Consider the following 21,481-nt stretch of genomic DNA (forward strand, 5'->3'; position numbering starts at 1 on the left):
AATCATAGAAAAGCCACTCAAAGATGGCTGAGCGGGCAGCCCTGCTGCCCGCGGCGTGAACATCCGCTTCTTACACCTGCATCAGGTCATGTTCTTTCGAAGCGAGTGCCTGATCGATCTCAGCGATGTACTTGTCGGTCAGCTTTTGAATCGCCTCTTCGCCTTCACGCTGATCGTCTTCGGTGATCTCTTTATCTTTTAACAGTGACTTGAAATCGCCGTTGGCGTCGCGACGTACGTTGCGCACTGCGACACGCGCGTGCTCTGCCTCGCTGCGCGCCTGCTTGATATAGCCTTTGCGGGTCTCTTCGGTGAGCATCGGCATCGGCACGCGGATAACGTTGCCCGCGCTGGCCGGGTTCAACCCCAGGTCAGCGGTCATGATCGCCTTTTCGATCTTCTGCACCATGCTCTGTTCCCATGGCGAAATCGTCAGCGTCCGCGCGTCTTCGACGTTGACCGAGGCCACCTGATTCAGCGGCACCTGACTGCCGTAATATTCCACGGTCACCGCATCCAGAATGCTCGGATGGGCACGCCCTGTACGAATCTTGTTAAAGTTGCTGTGCAGCGCCTCGACACTTTTTTTCATGCGCGCCGCGGCATCTTTCTGAATATCATTAATCACGTGGTTACCCTCTGTCTATCAGCGTGCCTTCCCTGCCCCCAACTACTAAATTTAGCAGGGCACCAGGCTTGTTCATATCAAACACCCGCACTGGCATGTCATGGTCACGTACCAGGCAGATAGCGGTCAAATCCATGACGCCGAGCTTTTGATCAAGCGCATCATCATAGGTGAGCTTTTCATACTTGACGGCATCGGGGTGTTTCACCGGGTCCTTATTGTAGACACCGTCGACCTTGGTCGCTTTGATCACCACATCAACGTCAACCTCGATACCCCGCAGGCAGGCAGCCGAGTCAGTGGTAAAGAAAGGATTGCCGGTCCCGGCGGAAAACAACACCACGTCGCCGGACGTCAAATAGCGAATCGCCGTGCGCCGATCATAGTGCTCGACCACCCCGCTCATGGGGATCGCCGACATCACCCGCGAGCGAATATTGGAACGTTCCAGCGCATCACGCATCGCCAGGGCATTCATCACCGTTGCCAGCATGCCCATATGATCGCCGGTGACGCGGTCCATGCCGGCTTCATTGAGCGCCGCACCGCGAAACAAATTGCCGCCGCCGATGACGATACCCACTTGAACGCCAATACCCACTAGCTGGCCAATTTCCAGCGCCATGCGGTCCAGCACCTTCGGGTCAATACCAAAGTCATGCTCCCCCATCAGCGCTTCACCCGACAGCTTGAGCAAAATACGCTTGTATTTTGACTTGGAACCATCCGTTTTCGATTTGCTAGACAGAGAGGTAAGCGGTTCTTGAACATCACGCGACATGGCAATTCTCCTGGGGCAGACCTGGGCGCCGACAAGCGGCATCACCCCTTTCATTATGCAGGGGCCGGATACGCGAAGGCGTGCGCTCGCGCGCACGCCAACCTACAGCTGGAACATCAGACCTTAGTGACGGCCAGCCTGTTCCATAACTTCTTTCGCGAAGTCGACTTCTTCTTTCTCGATGCCTTCGCCCACGCCAAAGCGGGTAAAGCCGACCACTTCGCCGCCTGCCGCTTTGACATACTCGGCCACCGTCTGGTTCTGGTCTTTCACGAACGGCTGCTCGGTCAGGCTGTTTTCGGCCAGGTACTTCTTCAAGCGACCTTGCACCATTTTTTCAGCGATCTGTTCCGGCTTACCGGCCATGTCAGGCTGAGCAAGGATAATCGCTTTTTCGGCGTCCAGCTCTTCCTGAGGCATGTTTTCCGGGTGCGCAACCGAGGGGTTGATGGCGGCAACGTGCATCGCCACGTCTTTCGCCACCTGGGCATTGCCACCTTTAAGGACGGTCAACACGCCAATACGGCCACCGTGAACGTATTCACCGACCACGCCACCGTCAACAGCGTCGACAACAACGGCACGACGCACGCCAATGTTTTCGCCGATCTTCTGTACCAGCTGCTCACGAGCGGTTTCCAGCTCACCGTCCATCACGGCGGCAACGTCTTCGCTTTTAGCAGCGAAGAAGGCATCAGCAATCTTGTTGGTGAAGTCGATGAAGTTGTCATCGCGAGCCACAAAATCGGTCTCGGAGTTGATTTCCACCATAACGCCGTAGCTGCCATCGTCGGCAACGCGGGTTACAACGGCGCCTTCCGCAGCGGTGCGGCCGGCTTTTTTCGCGGCTTTCAAGCCGGAGCTTTTACGCAGGTTCTCAATTGCAACTTCGATGTCGCCACCCGCTTCGGTGAGTGCTTTTTTACACTCCATCATGCCCAAGCCGGTGCGTTCGCGAAGATCTTTAACCTGAGAGGCGCTGATAGCGGCCATGAGATTTCACCTCTGAAATGGTTCTAGCTGAGAGTTAGTTAAACGCCCTGCCGAGTGTCGCAACGGTTCATGACCGAATGATCTCACTCTACACGACGCTGCCGACATTGATGTCGGCCCAAGACTGCCCACTCCAAGCATTAACCCAAAGCGGGAAAAAGGGGGCTCAGGCCCCCTCTTAACATGATGCAGCGCCAGCGATGGCACTGCATCGACCACCGGTTTACTCGGCGGCAGCGCTGCTGTCGGCGTCAGCGGCTTCTTCAGTATCTGTCACTTCGACGAACTCGTCGGCGCGACCTTCTTTTGCACGACCGCAGGCATCGGCAATGGCTTTTACGTAAATCTGGATAGCGCGGATGGAGTCATCGTTGCCCGGAATCACGTAGTCCACGCCATCGGGGTTGGAGTTGGTATCTACCACACCAATGACCGGAATGCCCAGCTTGTTGGCTTCGTTGATCGCGATACGCTCGTGGTCAACGTCAATCACGAACAGCGCGTCCGGAAGGCCGCCCATGTTCTTGATACCGCCCACGGAACGCTCGAGCTTGTCCTGCTCGCGGGTCGCCATCAGGACTTCTTTCTTGGTCAGCTTCTCGAAAGTGCCGTCTTCGTGCATCGCTTCAAGTTCGCGCAGGCGTTTGATGGATACGCGAATGGTCTTGAAGTTGGTCAGCATACCGCCCAACCAGCGATGGTTGACGAACGGCTGGCTTACGCGATTGGCTTCTTCCTTGATGATCTTGCTAGCGCTGCGCTTGGTGCCAACAAACAGGATCTTGTTGTTGGATGCCGCCATCTTCTCGACCACGTCGATCGCTTCGTTCAGCGCCGGCAGGGTATGCTCGAGGTTGATGATGTGAATCTTGTTGCGCGCGCCGAAGATGAATTTGCTCATCTTCGGATTCCAGTACTTGGTCTGGTGACCGAAGTGAGCGCCTGCTTTGAGCAGGTCACGCATATTGACGTGAGACATGATAAAACTCCTGAAACTCGGGTTAGGCCTCCACGCACCCCATGGATCCGACCATTGGCATCGTCAGACGCTGCCAGCGGCACCCGGGACCATGTGCCGGTGCATGTGTGTTTTCAAGGCTTGCTGTTCAATACCGCAACGTTCAACCGCCCGTAAGCGACGAAACCTGCGATGCCGTGATAACGCTTTGATGCTTCATCGACCTCGACAGCAGAAAGTTTGCAGCGGATGACGATTGCAGGAAAGCGCGCGGCTTTATACCATAGATCATCGTCAAGATGAAGCCGTCATCCGTTCAGCGGGCCTTTTATTGCCGCTCAACTTGCCATTCTGAGTCAACATCGAGAATCCATGAACGTTCCCATTAAAACGCCTTCTGAAATCGACAACATGCGCGAAGCTGGACGCCAGGCGGCCAGCGTGATCGAGATGATCACCCCCCACGTCCAGGCGGGCATCAGCACCGGTGAAATCGACCGCCTGTGTCACGAGTACATCGTCAACGAGCTGGGCTCCACCCCTGCGCCACTCAATTACCACGGTTTCCCCAAAGCGACCTGCACCTCGATCAACCACGTGGTCTGCCACGGGATTCCCGACGACGCCAAAAAGCTCAAGAACGGCGATATCATGAACCTGGATATCACCGTGCGCACCGCCGCTGGGTATCATGGCGATTCCAGCGTGATGTTCGTGGTTGGCGAGACCATCCAGGGCGAGCGGCTGTGCCGGATTACCCAGGAATGCCTGTATAAAAGCATTGAGCAGGTCAAGCCCGGGGTGCACCTTTCGGAACTCGCCCGCGTGATTCAGAAGCACGCTGAAGCCAATGGCTACTCGGTTGTCCGTGATTTCTGCGGCCACGGCATCGGCGCCGAGTTTCACGAAGATCCCCAGTTCCTGCATTACGATGGCTACGCGCCCAGCGCTGACATCCGCCTGGAAGCGGGCATGTGTTTCACCATCGAGCCCATGATCAATGTCGGGGGCTACAAGACCAAGGTGTTACGCGATGGCTGGACGGCAGTCACCAAGGACCGCAGCCTGTCGGCACAGTGGGAACACACCCTGCTGGTCACCGACACCGGCGTTGACGTGCTGACCGCACGCGGCGACGAAGACTTCAGCTTCTTGAATCATTGATGCTTTTACACCACTACCGGTTCGAACCGGATACCACGCTGTTCGACCTTGAGCTGTTCCGCACCGAGCTTGCGGGGTCACGCTCCCCCATCGCGCCGTTCAAGGCAGCGCTTGGCGAAATTCAGACCCGCCTGGACGAACGCTTTCGTGCCGGGGCCGATATTCGCGATCTGGTGCGTGGTCGCGCATGGTATCTGGATCAACTGCTGGCCATCGCCTGGGAACAGCACGACTGGCCCGACGACGGCGTCGCCCTTGTGGCCGTGGGCGGTTACGGCCGTGGCGAACTGCACCCGCATTCGGACATCGACCTGCTGTTGCTGCTCGAGCAAGATGACGACACGCCCTATCGCGAACCGCTGACCGCCTTTATCACCTTTCTATGGGACATTGGCCTGGAAATCGGCCACAGCGTGCGCTCGCTCAATGACTGCGAGCGCGAAGCGGCCGCCGATGTCACGGTGATCACCAACCTGCTCGAGTCACGCCTGATCGCCGGTCCGGAAGCGCTGCGTGAGCGCATGCGCGAGCGGCTCAATGCCGACCATGTCTGGCCGGCAGACCGCTTCTTCGAGGCCAAGTGGCAGGAACAGATTGCCCGTCACTACCGTTATAACAACTCCGAGTACCATCTCGAACCGAACCTCAAAAGCTCGCCAGGCGGGCTTCGCGACATCCAGATGATCGGCTGGGTCGCCAAGCGCCATTTCGGCACCGAGGAATACACCGATATCGTCGCCAACGGCTTCATGAACGATGCCGAACTGCGCATCTTAAGCCAGGGGCAGGCGTTTCTGTGGCAGGTCCGCTACGCCCTGCACATGCTCACCGGGCGGGCCGAAGACCGCCTGCTGTTTGACCACCAGCGCACCATTGCCGAGATGTTCGGCTTTCGTGACACCCCCGAAGGCCTGGCGGTCGAACAGTTCATGAAGCGCTACTACCGGCACGTGACCGCCCTGGCCGGGCTTAACGACATGCTGCTGCAACACTTCGACGAAGTCATCCTGCGCGGCAAGGAGGCGCTGGAGACGGTCAAGCTCAACGAACGCTTTGAAACCAAGGGCGGCTATATTCAGGTGCGTTCGCGCAACCTCTTCCGTGAACAGCCTTCGGCCATGCTGGAGCTGTTTTTGCTGATGGCCAAGCACCCTGAAATAGAAGGCGTCCGCGCCGACACCATCCGCCTGATTCGCGATCATCGCCATCAGATCGACGATCACTACCGGGAAGACCCACACCACCAGCGATTGTTCATGGCCATCATGCGCGCGCCGGGCAATGTTCCCCGCCAGCTGCGGCGCATGAACCGCTACGGCATCCTGGGCAAATACCTGCCCGAATTTGGCCGTGCCGTGGGCCTGATGCAGCATGACCTGTTTCATATCTACACCGTGGATGCCCACACCCTGCGGCTACTCAAGTTCCTGCACGGCTTCCGCAAGCCGGAGGCCAAGGACGACTTCCCGGTCGCGGCCACCCTGATGCAGCAGCTACCCAAGCTGGACCTGCTTTGGATCGCGGGGCTGTTTCACGATATCGGCAAGGGACGCGGCGGCGATCACTCGGAAATCGGCGCCCGGGACGTCGAACAGTTCTGCCAGCGCCATCACGTCCCCCAACACGACACCAATCTGGTCAGCTGGTTGGTCGAGCACCACCTGCTGATGTCCATGACCGCGCAAAAACGTGACATCAGCGACCCGGACGTGATTCGCGACTTTGCCATGGAAGTGCGCAACGAGACGCGGCTGGACTATCTTTATGTGCTGACCGTGGCCGACATCAATGCGACCAATCCGACGCTCTGGAACGGCTGGCGGGCGTCGCTTTTGCGCCAGCTGCATGCCGAAACCAAGCGCGCCCTGCGGCGCGGGCTGAAAAACCCGCCCGACCGCGACGACTGGGTGCGCGAAACCCGCACCGAAGCTCGTTCACTGCTGCAAACGATTGGCGTTGATGAAACCGATATCGACCGGCTGTGGGATTCGCTGGGCGAAGACTATTTCCTGCAGTACGCGCCCAGCGAAATCGTCTGGCAGACCCAGGGCATTCTTGCCCACCAACCGTCTCCGCTGCCGTTGGTATTGATCAGCGCGCCCACGGCTGACATGACCGAAGGCGGTACCAAGGTCTTCATTCACACCCGCTCGGTGGACGATCTGTTCGCCGCCACCGCCGCCGCCATGGAACAGCTGGGACTGTCGATTCACGATGCGCGTATCGCGACTTCCAACAACGACTGGACACTCAATACCTTCATTGTGCTGGACAATCAGGGTCAGCCAATCCGCGACCCGGCGCGCATCGAAGAAATGCGCCAGCACCTGGTGGAAGAACTCGACGACCCCGACGACTACCCCGACATCGTCACGCGGCACACGCCGCGCCAGCTCAAGCACTTCCGGGTCGCCACCGAGGTATTGATCGAGCAGGACCCGGCCAACGACCGCACCCTGCTCGAGCTCAGCGCCCCTGACCGGCCGGGGCTTCTGGCCCGCGTCGGGCGCATCTTCATGGAGCAGGATATTGCGCTCTCCGCGGCGAAAATCGCCACTCTTGGCGAACGCGTCGAGGACGTGTTCTTTATCACCACCAAGGCAGGCGAGCCGCTGACCGACCCGGATCGCCAACAACAGTTGCGCGAACGCTTGATTGAAGTGCTGGGGGTTTGAGAAATAACTCCAGTTAGTTAAGCGTGCAGGTAACTAGGTGCCGAGGGCAGGTTGGAGCGAGGGTTTTTCGCCATGGCCGGAAAATGTTCCCAACAATTCCGGCATTTCCGCCATCCATGGCGGTCAGATGGCGAAAGTCGCGCCCACGGACGGGTTCACAGCGCCCTCGCGGAAACCTGCTCTCGGCACCGGCAAGCCTGCTCACGAACGATGATTACTTGGTTAGGTTTGAGCAAGCTTCAGGGCTTGCCTATAATCGTCGGCTACTTTCGCGACACGACGCCTACAACGACGCCGGCACGGCGTTCTGGATACTCATGAACCCTGATCTCGACGCCCTGCATCCGTATCCGTTCGAAAAGCTGGCGGCCCTCAAGGCGGACCTGACGCCGCCTTCGGCGCTTGCGCACATCCCGCTGACCATCGGCGAGCCCCAGCACGCGCCCTACCCTGGCGCACTGGCCGCACTGGTGGCGCATCAGGCCGAGATGGCGCGCTACCCCGCCACCAACGGGCTGGCCGCCCTGCGCGAGACCATTGCCGCCTGGGCATGCCAGCGTTTCGCGCTTGCAGGCCTCGATACCGAACGCCAGGTCCTGCCGGTTAACGGCACGCGGGAAGCCATTTTTGCCTTCGTTCAAGCCACCCTTGACCGAAGCCGCCCGTCCAAAGTGGCGGTGCCCAACCCCTTCTACCAGATCTACGAAGGCGCCACCCTGCTGGCCGGCGGGGAACCGCTGTATCTCGACTGCACCGCCGACAACGGCTTTCGTCCGGATTTCTCCGCCGTCAGCGCCGACACCTGGCGCGATGTGCAAATCGTCTTTATCTGCTCGCCGGGCAATCCTACCGGCGCCGTCACGCCGCTTGCCGACTTCAAGCAGCTCATCGCGCTGGCCGATGAACACGACTTCATCATTGCCTCCGACGAGTGTTACTCGGAGCTTTACCTCGACGAAGCCGCACCGCCGCCGGGGCTCCTGCAAGCCTGCGCCGAGCTTGGCCGCGATGATTACCGGCGCTGCGTGGTGTTTCACTCGCTCTCCAAGCGCTCCAATTTGCCAGGGTTGCGTTCCGGATTTGTCGCGGGCGACGCCGACCTGCTGGCCCCCTTCAAGCGCTATCGCACCTACCATGGCTGCGCCATGTCGCTGCCGCTGCAGCACGCTTCCATCGCCGCCTGGCAGGATGAAAACCACGTATTCGCCAATCGCGAGGCTTATCGTGAAAAGTTTGGCGCCGTGACAGAGGTGCTCGCCCCGGTAATGGATTTCCCCACCCCCGAGGCGAGTTTTTACCTGTGGCCCGCCGTGCCTGGTGGCGACGATATTGCCTTTACCCAGCGGTTGTTTGTCGAGCAGCATGTCAGCGTGTTGCCCGGCAGCTTGATGGGCCGTCCCGGGCGCGAAGGCCACAACCCGGGAAGTGGTCGACTACGCTTGGCATTGGTAGCGGAGCTTGCTCCCACGCTTGAAGCCGCCGAGCGGCTACGCCAACTTGTCGAGCGCGGCTAACGCATACATTGACGGCATGACGACATTGTAGGAGGTCATACATGCTAACGCTTTATATCATCAGCAACTGCGACACCTGCCGCAAGGCAGCCAAGGCATTGGACGAGAAGGGCATTCCCTTTAAAACCTACGACCTGCGAAAGGACGGCCTGTCAGCACCACTGCTGGAGCATATCCTGCACCGCGTCCCGCTGGTCCAGGCGATCAACAAGCAAAGCAAAACCTGGCGCGAGTTATCGGATGAAGAAAAAGATTTTGATGCCAACTCGGGCCGCGAATTGCTCTTGAAACACCCCACACTGTTAAAACGCCCCCTGTTGGAAGTCGACGACGAGACCATTCTGGTCGGCTACAAAGACGGCGACTACGACAAACTTTAAGACGAAACACTGACCTAAAGGAACGCAGTTATGCTGAGCTTTGCGCTTGGAATCGGCACCCAAAACACCCAGGGCGACTGGCTGGAAATCTACTACCCGGCACCGCTGCTCAACCCACCGGAAAGCCTGGTGAGTGCCGCCAAAGAAGTCGTCGACGCCCCCCAGGGCAATGCGGCCATCAGCTTCCTGCCGGAGGACTGTGCGCGCCTGGCCAATGCCCTTCAGAAAGCGGGCCATCCTGAACAGGCGGAGCTGGCTGAGTCTTTCGCGTCCAGCCAGCGCCCATTGGTCGCCATGTTCCTGGAGACCGACCAGCCGCCGCAAACCGCCCCAGAGGTCTACCTCAAGCTGCACCTGCTTTCCCATCGTCTGATGAAACCCCACGGGCTGGATTTGACCGGCATGTTCGGCCTGCTGCGCAACATTGCCTGGACCAACGAAGGCCCCATCGACATTGAAGAGCTCCCCGCCCGCCGCCTCAAGGCGCGCCTGGCAGGCCGCGCGCTGTCGGTGGATTGCGTCGACAAATTCCCCAAGATGACCGACTACGTGGTCCCCCAGGGCATCCGCATTGGCGACACCGCTCGGGTGCGCCTGGGCGCCTACCTGGGCGAAGGCACCACGGTCATGCATGAAGGGTTCGTCAACTTCAACGCGGGCACCGAAGGTCCCGGCATGGTCGAGGGACGTATTGCGGCAGGTGTCATGGTGGGCAAGGGCTCCGACCTGGGTGGCGGTTGCTCCACCATGGGCACGCTTTCCGGCGGCGGCAATATGGTGATCAAAGTTGGCGAGGGCTGCCTGATCGGCGCCAACGCGGGCATTGGTATCCCGCTTGGCGACCGCTGCACTGTCGAAGCAGGCCTGTACATTACCGCCGGGGCGAAAGTGACGCTGCTGGATGACCAGGGCCAGGAGGTCAGCACCGTCGCCGCACGCGAGCTGGCTGGCCAGGACGACCTGTTGCTGCGCCGTCACTCACAAAGCGGCCGAATTGAGTGCCTGACCAATAAAAGCGCCATTGCGCTCAACGAGGCGCTGCATGCCCATAACTGAGCCAGAGGGTTTATCACCGACGCTGCAGCTGGCGTTTGACCTGCTCAGCCGGGCATCGGTGACGCCAGATGACGAGGGCTGCCAGGACCTGATGATCGAGCGCCTCGAGGCGCTCGGCTTTCATATCGAGCCACTCCCGTTTGGTGATGTAAAGAATTTCTGGGCGGTGCGCGGCCATCATGGCCCGGTGCTGGCTTTTGCTGGCCACACCGATGTGGTACCCAGCGGGCCTCACACCAACTGGGAGTTCCCCCCCTTTACGCCCTGCATCAACGACGAAGGCATGCTGTGCGGACGCGGCGCCTCCGACATGAAAGGCAGCCTCGCGGCAATGATCACGGCTGTCGAGCGGTTCGTGGCCGCGCATCCCGATCACGATGGCCGTATTGCCTTTCTGATCACCTCCGATGAAGAGGGCCCCGCCATCGACGGTACTCGCGCGGTGGTCGAGCATTTGCGCGAGCGCAACGAACGCCTCGACTACTGCATTGTCGGCGAGCCTTCCTCCACGACACGCCTGGGGGATGCGATCAAGAATGGTCGGCGCGGCTCCCTGGGTGGCGTGCTGCATATCAAGGGGGTACAGGGCCACGTGGCCTACCCGCACCTGGCGTGCAACCCGATCCACCAGGCAATGCCCGCGCTGGATGCACTCGTCAACGAGCACTGGGACGCAGGCAACGATTTTTTCCCCGCCACCAGCTTCCAGGTTTCCAATTTTCGCGCGGGGACCGGCGCCACCAACGTGATTCCCGGTGAGGTCGAAGTCGTCTTCAACTTCCGCTACTCAACGGAAGTCACCCATGAATCCCTCAGGGCGCGCAGTGAAGCGATCCTGGATCAACACGGCCTTGACTATCACATTGACTGGATGCTCAACGGCGAACCGTTCTTGACTGCCGAAGGCGAGCTGGTCGATGCCGCCATGCGCGGCGTTGAATCCATCACTGGCGAGCGCCCCGCGCTATCCACCAGCGGAGGCACCTCGGATGGGCGTTTTATCGCCACCCTTGGCGCCCAGGTGGTTGAGCTGGGGCCGCTCAATGACACGATCCACAAGGTGGATGAGCGCGTGCGCGCCAGCGACCTGGACGACTTAAGCCGGATCTACGAAGCTACCCTGCAGGCGTTGTTCATCTCCGATGAGGTAAGCGCATGATGGAACCTTACCCGGATATCGAGATTTACCTTGCCGATGTCGTTCATTCGGCGCTAAACGAGTGGCTCGCCAACACCCTGGATGCTCCGCCGCTTGCATCGGCAGGTAAAGGCAAATGGCGTACCCAGGGCACCTGCCAGGGGCACACCGTTCCCGTATTGTTGGTGGAAAAAGCCGCCGACGGCTTTGCCAGCCTGTGGTTGGACAGCCGCCATAGCCCCTGGCAGACCGACCAGGAAGCCGCGCAGTACGCGGCTGAAGCCTTGCAGACCGAAATTCGCTGCTCGCTGGGCGGCTGGCATCCCGGCGATGACCCCGACCGCTTTTGGCAGGTACTGCCCGACGGCCGCGAAGGGCCCATTCAATGGCCCGACTCCGGCCGCTAGGCGTTATCGCCAGCCCTGAACGCATTTGACCCCGCCGAAGCGGGGCCAAATGTCGTGCGAGCCATTCCAGGCGAGACGGATCGTTACTCGATAATACTCACATCGTCGGCCTGCAAACCCCGTTCGTTTTTAATCACGTGGTAGCGCACGATCTGACCTTCGGCGAGCATGCGCGGGCCGCGACCACGAATTGCCCGAAAATGGACAAACACATCGTCGCCGTTATCGCGGGTAATAAAGCCGTAACCCTTGTTGGTATTAAACCACTTCACCTCTCCCTCTTCGCGACCGTCGTTCGGGTCGATGAGATCTTCATCCTCGTCCGTCGCGGGGGCTTGAGATTGACGCGGTGCTGGTTTGGAACGAACGGTCGGCGACACCACGACAGGTGGCGCAAGCGCAGCGGTTGCCAGGGTAGCAATGCACAGTACGATGAAACTGCCGATGGCAACGGCAATGTAGATGCCGCCAGCGCCTGTCACGGCCAGTTCGGCCAGCCACTGCTCAGCCAGGGGTGCGTCGGTTAAATGAACAATCCCCGCCAGCAATAGCGGCGTGGGGGCGGCAAGTAAAATACTGATCAAGATGCTGCGAAACACAACTTTTGGGTTCATGGATAAAAAAAGCTCTCTTGTTGTATGGGTAACAGAAGAAGGACAATACTCAATTCAACGGGTTTTGACGACCCGATGTACCGAGCTACTACATAAGGTTGCAATGTTACCATGACATCTACGTTATCGCCCGCCGAGCTCAATCAACAGCTTGAATCTTTAGAAAGCCGCCTGGCTTATCAAGAACACTGGCTCGATACCCTGGACCAAGCCGTCGCCCAGCAGGAGCGCCGACTAGCGACCCTGGAACAACTCAGCGCGCTGATGCGCGAACGGCTTCGCGAACAGCACCAGGCGCTCCAGGCGAATGACGCCCCCGGTACCAGTCGGCCCGAGGACGACATACCGCCCCACTACTGATTAGTCATGATGGACCAACAGCAGCCTATTGATTCACCGCGTCTGCAGGGTCAACGCTTTCCAGGTCAAACGCCTCAGCCACCGCCGCGTAGGTCACCTGTCCATTGTGGACATTAAGCCCCGGCAGGAAGTGCGGGTTATCTCGCAGCGCCCGCTGCCAACCTTTATCCGCCAACGCAAGCACAAACGGCAGGGTGGCATTGGTCAGCCCCAGCGTGGAGGTCCGCGCCACCGCCCCCGGCATGTTGGCAACGCAGTAATGGACAATGCCATCGACGATATAGGTCGGCTCGGCATGGGTGGTGGGTCGGCTGGTTTCGAAGCAACCGCCCTGGTCGATGGCCACGTCCACCAGCACGCTACCCGGCTGCATGTCCGAAAGCATGGCACGGGTGATCAGTTTGGGGGCGGCGGCGCCGGGAATCAGCACGGCGCCAATGATCATGTCGGCCGTTTTGGCGGCTTCATCGAGCGCATCTGCCGTTGAGTAGACGGTTTTGATCCGGCCTTGATAGCGGTCATCCAGCACTTCCAAACGGTCGATGGACTTGTCCAGAATGGTGACGTCGGCGCCCAACCCCAGGGCCATACGCGCGGCGTTTTCGCCCACCACGCCGCCACCGATGACCGTCACTTTTCCGGGTGCCACCCCCGGCACGCCCGGCAACAGCACGCCCGCACCCCCCTGGGCTTTTTCCAGGCTGTGAGCGCCCGCCTGCACGGCCATGCGACCTGCGACGGTGCTCATCGGCGCGAGCAACGGCAGGCCGCCCTTGGCGTCGGTAATCGTTTCGTACGCGATGCAGGTCGCGCCGCTCTCCATCAACCCCTGGGTGAGCGTCTTCTCGGCGGCCAGATGCAGGTAGGTAAACAGGGTATGCTGTGGCGTCAGCCGCGCCACTTCCTCGGCCTGAGGCTCCTTTACTTTCAAGATCAGCTCGGCGTTCTGCCAAAGCAAGGCGACATCCGCCTCGACGCTCGCTCCCGCCGCTTCGTAGTCGCGGTCATGAAACCCGGCACCTTCACCCGCACCGGTTTGAACCGTCACCTGATGGCCACGCCCGGCTAATTCCCGCGCACCGGTGGGGGTCAAGGCCACCCGGTACTCGTGGTTTTTAATCTCTTTGGGGACAGCGATGCGCATAGTTGGCTCCTCGTTATTGAGCGAGAAATTCGTCAATCTTAACGTCATTACAGCACAGCTTTTATGCGCTTCCATCCCCCGGCATATAAAACAAAAAAAACGCCGGTCAAGGCGTTTATCAGAAGAAAAATCTAGCGGCTAGCGGCTTTTGGCAAAAAAATCATCGTTATTCATCAACCACCGCATCACCGTAAATACGCCGATACTCGTCGGGCAGGCGCATGGGCCGCCCGCTGGATAGCGCCACGCAGGCAAAGCGGGTACGTGCCTTGAGCAAGGTTTTGGCGTCGTGTTTGCGCTTCAACTGGAAGCGCCGGGTCAAGCTAAAGCGGCCATCGCAGGCCACGATCCAGGTCGCCAACTGGAGCTGGTCCCCCTCATAGCCTGGCGCCAGGTAGTCCAACTCGTGGCGGTGCACGACCATGGCCCGGTCCAACTCGCGGTAGCGCTCGAGGGTAAGGCCCAGCGCTTCTGAATGCGCCCAGCTGATTTGTTCAACCCAGCGCAGGTATTCACTGTTATTGACGTGCCGGTAGGCGTCGATAGCCTCATCCGTCACGTCGATCTCCATCACAAAAGGCTCGGGTAGCGCCCATTCCATTGTCCTGGCCCCTCCACCGGTTGCTTTACGACCTAGTCACGGAAAACGCGCACGCCCAGCGCCTTCAGGTAGGACGTTTCCGGGATTGCCGGATGCACCGGATGGTCCGGCCCCTGATGGCCCTGAAAGATCACCTGGCCATGACGATCCTGGTGACGCGCTGCGCTACGGACCACATCCACCAAGCGCTCGGGGGCCAGGTGCATGGAGCAAGACGCCGACAGCAGCAAACCATCACGCCCCAGCAGGCGCATCGCTTCACGGTTCAATCGGTTGTAGGCACGTTCGCCGTTGGGGATATCCTTGCGTTTCTTGATAAACGCCGGCGGATCCAGAATCACCACGTCGAACTGTTCGCCGTCGGCTTTAAGCGCCGCCAGCGCCTCGAACGCATCGCCTTCACCAATGGCCACCTGTTCTTGTAAGCCGTTGAGTTCGGCGTTGCGGGCCACCTGCTCAAGCGCAGGGCCGGATGAGTCGACACACAGCACCTCAGAGGCACCGCTGGCGGCGGCCTGCACGCCCCAACCGCCGACATAGCTGAAGACGTCCAGCACCCGCTTACCGGCAACCTGGCTATTGAGCCAGGCACGGTTGACCCGATGATCGAAAAACCAGCCGGTTTTCTGACCATCAAGTACCGGCACCACAAAGCGAACGCCATTCTCTTCCAGCAGTACTTCGTCGGGTAGCGTGCCTTTGACCACTTCCACCTGGGCATCGAGACCTTCCTGACGACGCCCGCCGGTGTCATTGCGGAACACGATTGCGCTGGGCTTGAGGACTTTCTCCAGGGCGTCGACGATTTCTTCGGCCAGCGTCTGCATACCCGCCGTGTTCAATTGCACCACCACCACATCGCCAAAGCGGTCGATCACAAGCCCCGGCAACAGGTCGCCTTCACCATGAACCAACCGGTAAAACGGCTGTTCAAACAGTCGCTGACGCAAGGCAAGCGCCTGGTTGAAGCGATGCACGAACAGCGAGCGGTCCAGACGCATCTCGGGATCACGTGACATCACCCGCGCCGCAATGAGGGAATGCGGGTTCACGTAAGCGACACCAAGGGTCTTACCGTTCGACGCCTCGACCAGCGCGGCCTCACCCGCGGTAAAGTTCTTGAGCGGGGTCTCCTTGATATCGACTTCGTTGGAGTAGATCCACAGATGGCCCGCTTTGAGGCGGCGGTCAGCGTTTTTATTCAGGCGCAGGCGTTGGGTCACAACAATCTCCAGAACAACTTTGGCTTCAAAAGCTCGGCTTCAAACACGAGTACTCGATCATCAAGGCTTAAAACTTGCGCTTAAAAACCAGGGCTTAAAATTTAGAAAAACAAAAGGCGCGGCGCCCCGGTTAGCGCTGGCAGCCGGGGCAAAACACGCTGGCCCGCTGGCCGAGCGTAATACGGCGCAGCTCCGTTCCACAGCGCATGCAGGGCTGGCCGTGTCGACCATAAACATTGAGCCGCTGGGCAAAGTAGCCGGGCTCGCCCTGGCCGCTGACAAAATCCCGCAGCGTCGTACCGCCTTGAATGATGGCAGCCGCCAGTACTTCTTTCACGGCGGCCGCCAGCTTCTCGTAACGGGCCAGGGAAACACGCCCTGCCGCCCGACGGGGGTCAATTCCCGCCATGAATAGCGCTTCAGCGGCGTAGATATTGCCGGCCCCGACGACCACTCGGTTATCCATTAAAAAGGGCTTTACGGATACCCGCTTATTGCGTGAGATGCGATACAGCCAACGCCCGTTAAAGGCGTCATCCAGCGGCTCGGGGCCCAGGTGCACCAGGCGCTTGTCGGCACTGCCATCTCCCTGCTGCCAATCGACGAAGCCAAACCGCCGCGGATCATGGTAGCGCAGCACATGGCCGCTTTGGGTCACCACATCCACGTGGTCATGCTTTTTAGGCAAATCCCCTACCCGCGCAATCCGCAAGCTGCCCGACATGCCCAAATGCCACAGCAAGGTGGCCTCCCCCTCGGCGGTGGCGAGCGGGACCTGCAGGTACTTGGCTCGGCGCGTCAACTCACCGACCCGCGCCCCGACGAGCCGTTCGGCGAGATCGTCAGGCACCGGCACACGCAGGCGGGATTGGCGCACCAATACCTCGGTGATCTCCTGACCTTCCAGATAAGGGGCAATACCCCGCCGAGTGGTTTCAACTTCGGGCAGCTCGGGCATGATGAGAGCCTTTGATGACAGAGTGGTGACGGTCGTTGACGTCTGCAGTGCTTTCGCTTATCGGCGCAGAACACCCAGGCATGCAAAAACCCGGCTTGGGGCCGGGTTTTTAACAGGCGCTCGCCTGCGGTAAAAGCCAGTCATCGCAACCGTAGTTACTTGATTTTGGCTTCCTTGTACATGACGTGCTTACGGACCACCGGGTCGTATTTCTTGAATTCGAACTTGTCCGGGGTGTTCCGCTTGTTTTTATCAGTGGTGTAGAAGTGGCCTGTACCGGCACTGGACACCAGCTTGATCTTATCGCGCATGGTTTAACTCTCCCAATTTTTGGCCAAACTGTTAGCCAAACAAATAGCTTAGATGGCGTCGCCGCGCTTGCGGATATCGGCCAGAACCGTTTCGATGCCTTTCTTGTCAATGATACGCATACCCTTGGAGGAAACACGCAGCTTGACGAAGCGGCTTTCAGCTTCAACCCAAAAACGATGGGTGTGCAGGTTCGGCAAGAAACGACGACGTGTCTTGCGCTGGGAGTGTGAAACGTTGTTACCAGTTACCGGACGCTTACCGGTAACCTGACATACTTTGGACATGAGAGCCTCCAACTGCTTGGCCAGGATATAATAACCTGAGTGTTCAAAACTGTCGGGCAAACCGGAGCAGGGAAGGAGTCGACGCCGTTAACCGCCAAGCTTTATCCAAATCCGTTATTCAACCCAAGTTTAAAGGTGGCACTTTATACCAGAGCAGCTGGCAATCAGCAAGAAAAACCATCGCAACCGGTCGAAAATCGCCGTTTATGTCAGTTTACTTAGCTAATTCACTATGATTAACGGCACACTTATAGCCAGCCACGCTCGGCAAATGACACCACGTCTCCGTCCCCCACCACGAAATGATCGAGTACCCGCACATCAAACAGGGCGAGCGCTTCTTTCAGACGATCAGTGATTCGTCGATCAGCATCGCTCGGTTCGGCAACACCCGAAGGGTGATTGTGAGCCAGGATGACGGCACCAGCGTTGTGCGCTAAGGCACGCTTGGCAACTTCGCGGGGATAAACGGATGCGCTGTCTAGGGTACCGCGAAACAGGGATTCATAGCGAATAATTCGGTGCTGCGTATCCAAAAAAAGCACCGCAAATTCTTCATGCCCCAGATGACGCAACTGCGCACTCAGGTAGTGGCGCACCAGAGTGGGCGATGTCAGCGCCTCACCGCGGGCCAACTGGGCGGCCAGATGCCGCCTTGAAAGCTCGAGCGTCGCCTGCAGCTGGGCGAATTTGGCGCTCCCCAACCCACGCGCGTCGCAAAAACGTTCCTGGTCGGCCTCCAGCAACTGACGCAGCCCACCAAAACTGGCGAGCAGGTCCCGGGCCAGGTCGACCGCGGAACGGCCCTGAACGCCGACGCGCAAAAAAATCGCCAGTAGCTCGGCATCGGATAGCGCCTGCGCACCCAGATTCAATAGCTTTTCTCTTGGCCGCTCGCCTTCCGGCCAGTGGTTAATGCCCATCATCGCCTCCCTGCGCGGTGTTTCACCTGTCCCTGTGCGTGAATGCAGCATGCCAAATTGTGCAGACGAATGGTATGGTAAGCCTCCTAAAGAACGCACAATATGGATCCTATGCCATGACCTCCGTGACTTCGACCACAACGCCCACTGCTAACGGTAAGCGCGTGCTGCTGGGCATCAGCGCCGGTATTGCCGCGTATAAAAGCGCGCTGATCGTGCGACTGCTGAAACAGGCGGGCTGCGAGGTTCGCGTCGTCATGACCGACGGTGCCCAGGCATTCATCACTCCGTTGACACTACAGGCGCTGTCGGGTGAACCGGTTCGTACCTCGCTGCTCGACCCGGAAGCCGAGGCGGGCATGGGCCACATTGAGCTTGCCCGTTGGGCCGACGTCTTGTTGATTGCCCCGGCGACCGCCGACCTCATTGCGCGCCTGGTCCACGGCATGGCCGACGACCTGCTGACCACGCTCTGCCTCGCCTCTGAGGCGCCCCGGCTGATTGCCCCGGCCATGAACCAGGCCATGTGGCGTCACCCCGCCACCCAGCGCAACGTGAAACGGCTCGCTGGGGATGGCTGGCAGTTGATTGGCCCGGCGGCCGGCGACCAGGCCTGCGGCGACGTTGGCCCTGGTCGCATGAGCGAGCCCGAGGCCATTGTTGACGCCCTATTGCGTCAGCTTTCGCCCTCCACCAGTGCGACGCCGAGTGCGTCATCACCGCATGTCGTGATTACCGCAGGCCCCACCCGTGAAGCCCTCGACCCGGTGCGCTATCTTTCCAATCACAGTTCGGGAAAAATGGGCTACGCCCTTGCCGCCGCGGCCGTCGCCCAGGGCGCCAGGGTCACGCTGATCAGCGGCCCTGTGGCGCTGGCAACACCTGCAGGCGTCACGCGCATTGACGTCGAAACCGCCGAGCAGATGCACCAGGCATCGCTGCAGCTGGCCCCTCAGGCAGCGCTGTTTATCGGCTGTGCCGCCGTCGCTGATTACCGCGCGGCAAGTGCCGCCGAGCATAAGCTGAAAAAAACCGACGAAAGCGACACCCTGACGCTTACCCTGGTCAAGAATCCAGACATCATTGCGTCAGTCGCCGCACTGTCACCCGAGACTCGCCCTTTCGTGGTCGGCTTTGCTGCCGAAACCCAGGACGTTGAACGCTATGCAGCGGACAAACTGACCCGCAAGCGCCTCGACATGATCGTCGCCAACGATGTCAGCCAGCAAGGCATGGGCTTTGGCAGCGACGACAACGCCGCGCTTCTGCTCTGGCGCTCCCCCCAGGGTATCGAGCGTCGGATGGAAGCCCCGCAGCCCAAAACACAGTTAGCAGAGTGCGTGATCCAACAAGCCCTGACGCTACTCTCCTCGTCTACCGGAGCAACCTTATGAGCCCCCGCCCACGCCTGCAGTGCAAAGTGCTGGATGAACGACTACGCGACTACTTACCCCATTACGCGACCGACGGCTCCGCCGGGATGGACCTGCGCGCACTGCTTGACGAGCCGCTTACTCTGAACCCGGGCGACACACAGCTCGTACGAACGGGCCTGGCGATCTATATTGAAGACCCCGGCCTTGCCGGTATGATTTTGCCGCGCTCCGGTTTAGGGCATAAGCACGGCATCGTGCTAGGTAACCTGGTGGGGTTGATCGATGCCGACTACCAGGGCGAACTGATGATTTCCGTTTGGAATCGAGGGCAAAGCGCTTTTACGCTTGCCCCATTTGAGCGGTTGGCACAGTACGTGCTTGTTCCGGTGGTACAGGCTGAACTTGATCTGGTCGATCAGTTCAGCGACACCACCCGCGGCGACGGCGGCTTTGGCAGCACGGGCCGCCATTAATCGGTACTGGCCACTTTCGTAAGGATATCCCCATGACGACACCCACAATTCCCGCTTCGATCTTTCGCGCTTACGACATCCGCGGCATCGTCGATGACACCCTTACCGAGGACACGGTGGAATGGATTGGCCGTGCCATCGGCTCTGCCGCCGCCGCGCGGGGCGAGTCAACCGTCGTGGTGGCTCGCGATGGCAGGCTTTCGGGCCCACGCCTCCAGGCAGCCCTTATGCGCGGCTTGAACGCCGCGGGACGTGACGTGATCGATATCGGCATGGTGCCCACCCCGGTTTTGTATTTCGCCACCCACATTCTCGACGGCACCCGCTCGGGCGTCATGGTCACCGGTAGCCATAACCCACCCGATTACAACGGCTTCAAGGTCGTCCTCGATGGCGACACGCTGTCGGGCGATGCGATCACTGCCCTCTACGAACGTTTACAGTCAGGCGATCTAACCCAAGGCGAAGGCCACATTCGCCAGGAAGACGTGCGCGACGCCTACTTAACGCGCATCCTGGGCGACGTAACGATTAACCGACCTATCAAGGCAGTGGTCGACTGCGGCAACGGCGTGGCGGGGGAGCTTGGCCCGCAACTGATCGAGCGCCTGGGCGTTGAAACGATACCGCTGTTTGACGAGATCGATGGCACCTTCCCCAACCATCACCCTGACCCCGGCAAGCCCGAGAACCTGCAGGACCTGATCCGCACGGTTCAGGAAACCGGCGCCGATATCGGCCTGGCCTTCGACGGCGACGGCGACCGACTCGGCGTCATCACCCCTCGCGGGCGGCTGATCTACCCGGATCATCTGTTGATGGCGTTTGCCACCGATATGCTGGGCCGCAACCCAGGCGCCAAGGTCATCTTTGACGTCAAGTGCACCGGCAACCTGATCAAGGTAATCAGCGACGCCGGAGGGGAGCCGGAAATGTGGCGCACCGGCCACTCGCTCATCAAGGCTCGCATGAAAGAAACCGGCGCCCAGCTGGCCGGTGAAATGAGCGGGCATATTTTCTTCAAGGAGCGCTGGTACGGCTTTGACGACGGCCTCTATGCCGCTGCAAGGCTGGTGGAAATCCTGGCCAACTACGCGGGCGACGCCGATGCGTATTTTGACAGCTTTCCCCAGGACATCGGCACGCCGGAAATCAATATCACCGTCACCGACAGCAACAAGTTCAACCTGGTGGATAAACTTGCTCGGGAGGGCGACTTCGGCGATGGTATCAAGACCACGTTGGATGGCATTCGGGTCGACTACCCCGACGGCTGGGGGCTTTGCCGTGCCTCAAACACCACGCCCGTGCTGGTACTGCGTTTTGAAGGGAAAAACGATGCCGCCTTGGCGCGTATTAAAGCGCAGTTTGCCAATGCACTGAAAGACGTCGACCCCGCTTTGACGCTACCCCAGGCTTGACCGGGGACGCCATCATGCTGCGGGACCGAGCCCAAAAGAAGGCGCGGCACGGCATGGGCGCTAAAGTGCGCTGAATACCGATAAATTAGCCACATCAT

At 59.7% G+C, this 21,481-nt stretch carries 23 protein-coding genes; 11 read left to right on the forward strand and 12 right to left on the reverse strand.

The window, feature by feature from the left end:
- Positions 1-70: 70 nt before the first annotated feature.
- The 4 genes from frr to rpsB all read right to left on the reverse strand — a co-directional run bounded on the left by frr (position 71) and on the right by rpsB (position 3,381).
- A complete protein-coding gene (frr, locus tag BMX75_RS10260; RefSeq protein ID WP_092827644.1) occupies positions 71-628 on the reverse strand; it encodes a ribosome recycling factor in 558 nt (185 codons plus the stop codon).
- Between the two features lie 4 nt (positions 629-632).
- Positions 633-1,409, reverse strand: coding sequence for a UMP kinase (pyrH, locus tag BMX75_RS10265; RefSeq protein WP_092827646.1), 777 nt, complete (start codon positions 1,407-1,409; stop codon positions 633-635).
- Positions 1,410-1,532: 123 nt separating this feature from the next.
- On the reverse strand, positions 1,533-2,402 hold the full coding sequence (gene tsf / locus BMX75_RS10270; RefSeq protein WP_092827648.1) for a translation elongation factor Ts: 870 nt from the start codon (positions 2,400-2,402) through the stop codon (positions 1,533-1,535).
- A gap of 223 nt (positions 2,403-2,625) precedes the next feature.
- Positions 2,626-3,381 carry a 30S ribosomal protein S2 gene (gene rpsB / locus BMX75_RS10275; protein WP_066319445.1) on the reverse strand — a complete coding sequence of 252 codons (756 nt, stop codon included), beginning with the start codon at positions 3,379-3,381 and terminating at the stop codon, positions 2,626-2,628.
- 351 nt (positions 3,382-3,732) lie between these two features.
- Here rpsB and map point away from each other — a divergent pair, with 351 nt between their 5' ends.
- From map to BMX75_RS10310, 7 genes are all read left to right on the forward strand, one after another.
- On the forward strand, positions 3,733-4,524 hold the full coding sequence (gene map, locus BMX75_RS10280) for a type I methionyl aminopeptidase (protein WP_092827650.1): 792 nt from the start codon (positions 3,733-3,735) through the stop codon (positions 4,522-4,524).
- On the forward strand, positions 4,524-7,199 hold the full coding sequence (locus tag BMX75_RS10285) for a [protein-PII] uridylyltransferase (RefSeq protein ID WP_092827652.1): 2,676 nt from the start codon (positions 4,524-4,526) through the stop codon (positions 7,197-7,199). Before map ends, BMX75_RS10285 begins: the two co-directional genes overlap by 1 nt.
- A 317-nt stretch (positions 7,200-7,516) precedes the next feature.
- Positions 7,517-8,713, forward strand: coding sequence for a succinyldiaminopimelate transaminase (gene dapC / locus BMX75_RS10290; protein WP_092827654.1), 1,197 nt, complete (start codon positions 7,517-7,519; stop codon positions 8,711-8,713).
- A 41-nt stretch (positions 8,714-8,754) separates the two neighbouring features.
- Positions 8,755-9,093 (forward strand): Spx/MgsR family RNA polymerase-binding regulatory protein, encoded by a 339-nt coding sequence (locus tag BMX75_RS10295; RefSeq protein WP_092827656.1) that lies wholly within the window; start codon positions 8,755-8,757, stop codon positions 9,091-9,093.
- A gap of 30 nt (positions 9,094-9,123) precedes the next feature.
- Positions 9,124-10,149, forward strand: coding sequence for a 2,3,4,5-tetrahydropyridine-2,6-dicarboxylate N-succinyltransferase (dapD, locus tag BMX75_RS10300; protein WP_092827658.1), 1,026 nt, complete (start codon positions 9,124-9,126; stop codon positions 10,147-10,149).
- Positions 10,136-11,308, forward strand: coding sequence for a succinyl-diaminopimelate desuccinylase (gene dapE, locus BMX75_RS10305; protein ID WP_092827660.1), 1,173 nt, complete (start codon positions 10,136-10,138; stop codon positions 11,306-11,308). Before dapD ends, dapE begins: the two co-directional genes overlap by 14 nt.
- Positions 11,305-11,694, forward strand: coding sequence for a hypothetical protein (locus BMX75_RS10310; RefSeq protein ID WP_092827662.1), 390 nt, complete (start codon positions 11,305-11,307; stop codon positions 11,692-11,694). The genes dapE and BMX75_RS10310 overlap by 4 nt, the downstream gene beginning before the upstream one ends.
- Before the next feature lie 83 nt (positions 11,695-11,777).
- On the opposite strand, the gene BMX75_RS18330 is transcribed toward BMX75_RS10310, so the two are convergent.
- Entirely contained in the window at positions 11,778-12,308 is a 531-nt protein-coding gene (locus tag BMX75_RS18330; RefSeq protein WP_092827663.1) for a cold-shock protein, read from the reverse strand.
- A gap of 111 nt (positions 12,309-12,419) precedes the next feature.
- Between BMX75_RS18330 and BMX75_RS10320 the strand changes: the two genes are divergently transcribed.
- Entirely contained in the window at positions 12,420-12,668 is a 249-nt protein-coding gene (locus BMX75_RS10320; protein WP_092827665.1) for a SlyX family protein, read from the forward strand.
- 25 nt (positions 12,669-12,693) lie between these two features.
- Here BMX75_RS10320 and ald read toward each other — a convergent pair whose 3' ends face one another.
- The 7 genes from ald to radC all read right to left on the reverse strand — a co-directional run bounded on the left by ald (position 12,694) and on the right by radC (position 18,113).
- Complete coding sequence (ald, locus tag BMX75_RS10325; RefSeq protein ID WP_092827667.1) at positions 12,694-13,812, reverse strand: alanine dehydrogenase; 1,119 nt, start codon at positions 13,810-13,812, stop codon at positions 12,694-12,696.
- A 166-nt stretch (positions 13,813-13,978) separates the two neighbouring features.
- Entirely contained in the window at positions 13,979-14,413 is a 435-nt protein-coding gene (locus tag BMX75_RS10330; protein ID WP_066319419.1) for an acyl-CoA thioesterase, read from the reverse strand.
- Between the two features lie 32 nt (positions 14,414-14,445).
- A complete protein-coding gene (locus BMX75_RS10335) occupies positions 14,446-15,636 on the reverse strand; it encodes a class I SAM-dependent rRNA methyltransferase (protein ID WP_092827669.1) in 1,191 nt (396 codons plus the stop codon).
- 130 nt (positions 15,637-15,766) lie between these two features.
- Positions 15,767-16,594 carry a bifunctional DNA-formamidopyrimidine glycosylase/DNA-(apurinic or apyrimidinic site) lyase gene (gene mutM / locus BMX75_RS10340; RefSeq protein ID WP_092827671.1) on the reverse strand — a complete coding sequence of 276 codons (828 nt, stop codon included), beginning with the start codon at positions 16,592-16,594 and terminating at the stop codon, positions 15,767-15,769.
- A 155-nt stretch (positions 16,595-16,749) separates the two neighbouring features.
- Positions 16,750-16,905 (reverse strand): 50S ribosomal protein L33, encoded by a 156-nt coding sequence (rpmG, locus tag BMX75_RS10345; protein WP_027337782.1) that lies wholly within the window; start codon positions 16,903-16,905, stop codon positions 16,750-16,752.
- 48 nt (positions 16,906-16,953) lie between these two features.
- Positions 16,954-17,190, reverse strand: coding sequence for a 50S ribosomal protein L28 (rpmB, locus tag BMX75_RS10350; RefSeq protein WP_066319413.1), 237 nt, complete (start codon positions 17,188-17,190; stop codon positions 16,954-16,956).
- A 248-nt stretch (positions 17,191-17,438) separates the two neighbouring features.
- On the reverse strand, positions 17,439-18,113 hold the full coding sequence (gene radC, locus BMX75_RS10355) for a RadC family protein (RefSeq protein ID WP_066319410.1): 675 nt from the start codon (positions 18,111-18,113) through the stop codon (positions 17,439-17,441).
- Between the two features lie 116 nt (positions 18,114-18,229).
- Between radC and coaBC the strand changes: the two genes are divergently transcribed.
- The 3 genes from coaBC to BMX75_RS10370 are packed head-to-tail and all read left to right on the forward strand — an operon-like array spanning position 18,230 to position 21,383.
- Positions 18,230-19,507 (forward strand): bifunctional phosphopantothenoylcysteine decarboxylase/phosphopantothenate--cysteine ligase CoaBC, encoded by a 1,278-nt coding sequence (gene coaBC / locus BMX75_RS10360; RefSeq protein ID WP_092827673.1) that lies wholly within the window; start codon positions 18,230-18,232, stop codon positions 19,505-19,507.
- Entirely contained in the window at positions 19,504-19,962 is a 459-nt protein-coding gene (gene dut / locus BMX75_RS10365) for a dUTP diphosphatase (RefSeq protein ID WP_092827675.1), read from the forward strand. Before coaBC ends, dut begins: the two co-directional genes overlap by 4 nt.
- Positions 19,963-19,994: 32 nt before the next feature.
- Positions 19,995-21,383, forward strand: a complete 1,389-nt coding sequence (locus BMX75_RS10370) for a phosphomannomutase/phosphoglucomutase (protein ID WP_092827677.1) — start codon at positions 19,995-19,997, stop codon at positions 21,381-21,383.
- Positions 21,384-21,481 lie beyond the last annotated feature (98 nt).

The organism is Vreelandella subterranea, from assembly GCF_900111305.1.
GTDB lineage: Bacteria > Pseudomonadota > Gammaproteobacteria > Pseudomonadales > Halomonadaceae > Vreelandella > Vreelandella subterranea.